Below are 4,926 nucleotides of genomic sequence, written 5' to 3' on the forward strand. Positions count from 1 at the left end.
GTCCCGCCCCCCTTGTAACGGAAGACGGCCCTCCAGCGGTCTAAGCCGCCTTGCGAAAGGCGAGCACCCGCGTCTGGGCGCCTGCGCTGTCGCACCGGGAAGAGGCTCGCTTGCCGCGTTCACCCCTGTGGAACTGACGGCGGGGCAGCTTCTTCCTGATTAACCTAGAAACTCAGGATTGTGGCCGCCTGATGCCATTGAACGGAGGGACCAATGCCCTGTCTGGGATTGGACGGTGTCAGTCCATCCGGCAGGCGTCCTCGAAAGACAGACGCGGGTTGCGCGGGAAGAGCTTCGCCGGGTCGCCGTAGCCCAGGTTGATGAGGAAGTTCGACTTCCAGCCGGTGCCCTGGAGAAAGGCCTCGTCCACCTTGGCCTTGTCGAAGCCGCCCATGGGGCCGCAGTCGAGCCCCAGCGCGCGGGCCGCCAGGATGACGTAGCCGCCCTGCAGGGTGCCGTTCATGAAGGCCGACTGTTCTCGCGCCTCCTGGGGCATGGCCGCGAAGACGCTCTTCATGTCGCGCGCGGGGAACAGCTTGGGCATCTGCTCGTGGAACGCGGTGTCGTACGCCACGATGACCGTCACCGGCGCCTGCATCGTCTTGTCCACGTTGCCCGGGGACAGCGCGGGCTTGAGCCGCTCCTTGGCCTCGCGGCTCCTCACGAACACCAGGCGCACCGGCTGGCTGTTGACCGCGGTGGGCGCCATGCGCGCCAGCTCGTAGATGCGGCGCAGCGTCTCGTCCGTCACCGGCCGGTCCTGCCAGCCCGAGTGCGTGCGGGCCTCCGTGAAGAGCTGTTCCAGCGAGTCCGTGTCCAGGGCCGTGTTCGTCGTCGCCATGCGTGATGTCCTCCGTTGCGAACACCCCATGGCTATCCGCGTCACTTTTATTTCGCAAGTAACTTCCAAAAAGTAAGTAAGTGCCGGTGGAAAGGGGCGGGCGCTATACTCGGAGCGGAGGTGGCACGATGCATGACGACTCAAGCCCGCTGTGTGCGCGGTTCCTGTCGGCGGCCGACCTGCTGGGGCGGCGCTGGACGGGCGTCATCCTGCGCATCCTGATGGACGGGCCGTGCCGCTTCGGGGAGCTGACGGCGCGCATCGGCACCATCAGCGAGCGCGTCCTGTCGGAGCGGCTCAAGGACCTGGAGGCCGAGGGCATCCTCGAGCGCCACGTGGACCCGGGCCCGCCCATCCGCTCCGAGTACCGCCTGACGGAGAAGGGTCAGGCGTTCTGGAAGGTCATCGACGAGCTGGGCAAGTGGGCGGAGCGCTGGGTGGACGTGAAGCCCACGCGTGCCGCGCCCCGGAAGCGCAAGAGCGCCTGAAGTCCGGGGCGCGGATACAGCGGACGGCCTAGAAGTTGTGACCGCCGTCCACGTCGATGGTGCGGCCGTTGAAGTAGTCGCACTCCACGATGAACTTCACGGCCACCCAGATGTCCTCCGGCTCGCCGATGCGGCCCACCGGGATGGCGGCCACCAGCGCGTCGCGGGCCTTCTGGTTCATGCCCTGCGTCATGGGCGTTTCAATCATGCCCGGGGCGATGGCGCCCACGCGGATGCCGAACGGCGCGAACTCGCGCGACCAGGTGACGGTGTTGGCGGCGAGCGCGGCCTTGGCGGACACGTAGTTGGACTGGCCGCGGTTGCCGTGCCGCGCGATGGACGACATGTTCACGATGACGCCGGGGCGCTGGTCCGTCTCCACCATCTTCGTGACGACCTCGCGCACCATCAGCGTGGCGCCGGTGAGGTTCACGCCGATGACGGCGTTCCAGTCCGCCGTGGACAGCTTCTTCACCTGGCCGGTGGTGCGGTCCTTCTTCACGAGCAGCGCGTCGCGCAGGATGCCCGCGTTGTTGATGAGGCCGTTGAGGCCGCCCATGGCGCCGTGGGCCCACTGCACGAAGTCCGTGACGTCCTGCTCGTTGGACACGTCCAGCTTGCGGCGGTGGATGCCCGCCGGCAGCGCCGCGAGCTTCTCCTCGTTGACGTCGCCAACGGCCACCTGGCCGCCCGCCTCGTGGATGCGCTGAGCGAAGTGCGCGCCCATGCCCTGCGCGCCACCCGTCACGATGATCTTCAGGTCCTTCAGCTGCATGTGCCTCTCCTTGGGCGTGTCCGAAAAACGCGCGCAGGGTACGCACACCGCACGGGCGCTGGCCAGCGCCGCGGAGGCTGAAACCTGAATCAAGCTTCAACTTCTCATGAGCCCCGGACCCCCGACGCGGTGCGTTGGGGGCGCGGGGGACGGCTACAGCGCGTCGGCGATGACAGAGCCCAGCCGGCGCATGCCCTCGTTGATGAGGTCGGGCGGGCGGTTGGAGTAGTTCAGGCGCATGAACTGGGGCTTCTGGTCGTTGGCGAAGAAGGGCGCGCCGGGGACGAAGGCGACCTTCTGCTCCACGGCGCGGGGCAGCAGCGTGGCCGCGTCCAGGCCCTGGGGCAGCTCCACCCAGAGGAACATGCCGCCGTCCGGCCGGGTCCACTTCGTGCCCTTCGGCATGTGGGCCTCCAGCGCGGCCAGCATCGCGGTGGCGCGCTCGGAGTAGACGGGCATCAGCGCCTGGATGTGGCCCGCGTAGTCGAAGGTCTCCAGCAGCAGCGCGGTGGCGCGCTGGGCGAGCGTGGCCGTGTGCAGGTCCGTGGCCTGCTTGGCGATGGTCAGCGACTTGAGCAGCGGGCGCGGCCCCGTCACCCAGCCCAGGCGCAGGCCGGGGGCCAGCGTCTTGGAGAAGGTGGACAGGGACAGCACCACGCCCTGGTCGTCCATCGACGCCAGCGACGGCAGGTGCACGCCCTTGAAGCGCAGTTCGCCGTACGGGTCGTCCTCCAGGATGATGAAGCGGTGCTCCTGCGCCAGCCGCACCAGGGCCTTGCGGCGCTCCAGGGACAGGGTGGTGCCCTTGGGGTTCTGGAAGTTGGGGATGACGTAGAGCAGCTTCGGCACGCGCTTCTTCAGCAGTGCCGCCAGGTCGTCCGTGTCCATGCCGGCGTCGTCGCTGCGCACGGTGGCGAACTCCACCTCGTAGCCGCCGAAGGTCTGGAGCGCCGCCAGGTAGCTGGGGTCCTCCACCACGACTAGGTCACCCGGATCGAGCAGCACCTTGCCCACCAGGTCCAGGCCCTGCTGCGAGCCGCTGGTGATGAGCACCTGGTCCGCGTGGACGTGCTGGCCCTTGCGCGCCAGGTGCGAGGAGATCCACTCGCGCAGGGGGGCGAAGCCCTCCGTGGTGCTGTACTGGAGCGCGGGGCGCCCCTCCCGGGCGAAGGTCTCCTCGAACGCCTTGGCGATGGCGTCCACGGGGAAGAGCTCCGGGGCGGGCAGGCCGCCGGCGAAGGAGAGGATGTCGGGGCGCTCGGCGATCTTGAGGATTTCGCGCACCGCGGACGTCTTCATCCGGGACATGCGCTGGGACAGCCGGTAGGCCGGAGGAGGGGGCAGGGGTGCACTCATAGCGTCCGCGCTCATGTTCATTCTCCGTTCAACAGCTCATCGGGGACACGCACGTGCGTGTCTTCCTTCAGGGTCGACAGGACGATGGTGGTGCTCGTGCGGGTCACACCTGGAATGGTGCGCAGCGTCTCCACGAGCAGCGAGTCCAGCGTCCGCGTATTCGCGGTCTTCACCTTCAGCACGTACGAGTCCTGCCCCGCGACCCGGTGGGCCTCCAGCACGTCCGGCAGCTCCGCCACCTTCCGCGCGAAGCCCTCGAAGTGCTTGGGGTGCTCGATGCTCACCCCGATGAAGGCGGTGATGTCCTTGCCCAGCTGCGTCGCGTCCACGCGCGCCGTGTAGCCGGTGATGATGCCCTTCTCCTCCAGCTTGCGGATGCGCTCCGCCACCGCCGGCTGGGACAGCTTCACCCCACGTGACAACTCCAGCTGCGTGGCCCGGCCATCGCGCTGAAGCATATCGACGATGCGATAATCCAGGGGGTCCATGGGGTGTAAAACCTTATTTTTATAAGCGGACCTGTCAGTCGACGGTGAAGTTATATGCATCCGCCATGAAGTGCAAGTCCGTTTGCATGCAAAATGGTTGATGCCGGCGAAAGGTCTCCTACCCGACCTCCCGAGTCTCCAGGCAGCCAGGCGGAAGGTGGTGGCGGACGGGCTCCGCGGCAGTCCTCCCTCGGGGAGGGGTGGGCGAGGTGGACACTTCCCCGCTCAAGGTCCGGGGATGGCACGCGAGGTGTTTGACGCCTCGCGTCCGTGTCTGTCTTTGACGCAAGGAGCCATCCATCCGCTTTTGACAGGGCGGTCGGCCGGGTGCTACCCGTCCTGAAAGATGAATCGCCCTTCAACTTCAGAACGAGTCCCCGTCACGCCGCGCGGTCAGCGGACGCGGCAGAAGTTGTTGAAGGCAGCGGAGGCGGTGTTCGGCGACAAGGGCTATGAGCGCGCGTCCATCGCGGACCTCACGCGCAAGGCCAGCGTCGCGCTGGGCACCTTCTACGTGTACTTCCCGGACAAGCAGTCCATCTTCGTGGAGGTGGTGGACGAGCTGGGCGCGCGCCTGCGCCGCCTCATCGCGGAGTCCACGGTCGCGTGCACCACGCGCCTGGAAGTGGAGCGCGAGGGCCTGCGCGCCTTCTTCCAGTTCGTGCGCCAGCACCCCAACCTCTACCGCGTGGTGCGGCAGGCGGAGTTCGTGGACGCGGACTGCTATCGCCGCTACTACGACCGCTTCGCCAAGGGCTACGTGCGCGGCCTCACGCTGGCCATGGAGGCCGGCGAGGTGCGCCGCATGGATCCAGAGGCGCTCGCCTACTGCCTGATGGGCATTGGCGACTTCCTGGGCATGCGCTGGGTGCTCTGGGAGGAGGACATGGGCCTGGAGCGCGTGCTCGACACGGCGATGACGCTCCTGACCCACGGCCTGCCCCCGGACGCGGGCGCCGCGCGCACCCATCTCCAGAC

6 protein-coding genes are annotated in these 4,926 nt (G+C 67.7%); 2 read left to right on the top strand and 4 right to left on the bottom strand.

Annotated features, from left to right (window positions below):
- Positions 1 to 238: 238 nt before the first annotated feature.
- Complete coding sequence (locus D7Y15_RS42240) at positions 239 to 841, bottom strand: malonic semialdehyde reductase (protein WP_121756092.1); 603 nt, start codon at positions 839 to 841, stop codon at positions 239 to 241.
- A 128-nt stretch (positions 842 to 969) separates the two neighbouring features.
- Here D7Y15_RS42240 and D7Y15_RS42245 point away from each other — a divergent pair, with 128 nt between their 5' ends.
- On the top strand, positions 970 to 1,329 hold the full coding sequence (locus D7Y15_RS42245) for a helix-turn-helix domain-containing protein (protein WP_120581261.1): 360 nt from the start codon (positions 970 to 972) through the stop codon (positions 1,327 to 1,329).
- A gap of 28 nt (positions 1,330 to 1,357) precedes the next feature.
- Here D7Y15_RS42245 and D7Y15_RS42250 read toward each other — a convergent pair whose 3' ends face one another.
- The 3 genes from D7Y15_RS42250 to D7Y15_RS42260 all read right to left on the bottom strand — a co-directional run bounded on the left by D7Y15_RS42250 (position 1,358) and on the right by D7Y15_RS42260 (position 3,948).
- The gene (locus tag D7Y15_RS42250) at positions 1,358 to 2,104 is read right to left on the bottom strand and encodes an SDR family oxidoreductase (RefSeq protein ID WP_120560256.1); all 747 of its coding nucleotides are present in this window, start codon (positions 2,102 to 2,104) and stop codon (positions 1,358 to 1,360) included.
- A 153-nt stretch (positions 2,105 to 2,257) separates the two neighbouring features.
- The gene (locus D7Y15_RS42255) at positions 2,258 to 3,475 is read right to left on the bottom strand and encodes a PLP-dependent aminotransferase family protein (RefSeq protein WP_121756093.1); all 1,218 of its coding nucleotides are present in this window, start codon (positions 3,473 to 3,475) and stop codon (positions 2,258 to 2,260) included.
- 2 nt (positions 3,476 to 3,477) lie between these two features.
- Positions 3,478 to 3,948, bottom strand: a complete 471-nt coding sequence (locus tag D7Y15_RS42260) for an Lrp/AsnC family transcriptional regulator (protein ID WP_120581260.1) — start codon at positions 3,946 to 3,948, stop codon at positions 3,478 to 3,480.
- 346 nt (positions 3,949 to 4,294) lie between these two features.
- Here D7Y15_RS42260 and D7Y15_RS42265 point away from each other — a divergent pair.
- A partial coding sequence (locus D7Y15_RS42265; protein ID WP_148713023.1) for a TetR/AcrR family transcriptional regulator occupies positions 4,295 to 4,926 on the top strand: 632 nt, incomplete at its 3' end.

The sequence above is a fragment of the Corallococcus sp. AB030 genome (genome assembly GCF_003668965.1).
GTDB lineage: Bacteria > Myxococcota > Myxococcia > Myxococcales > Myxococcaceae > Corallococcus > Corallococcus exiguus.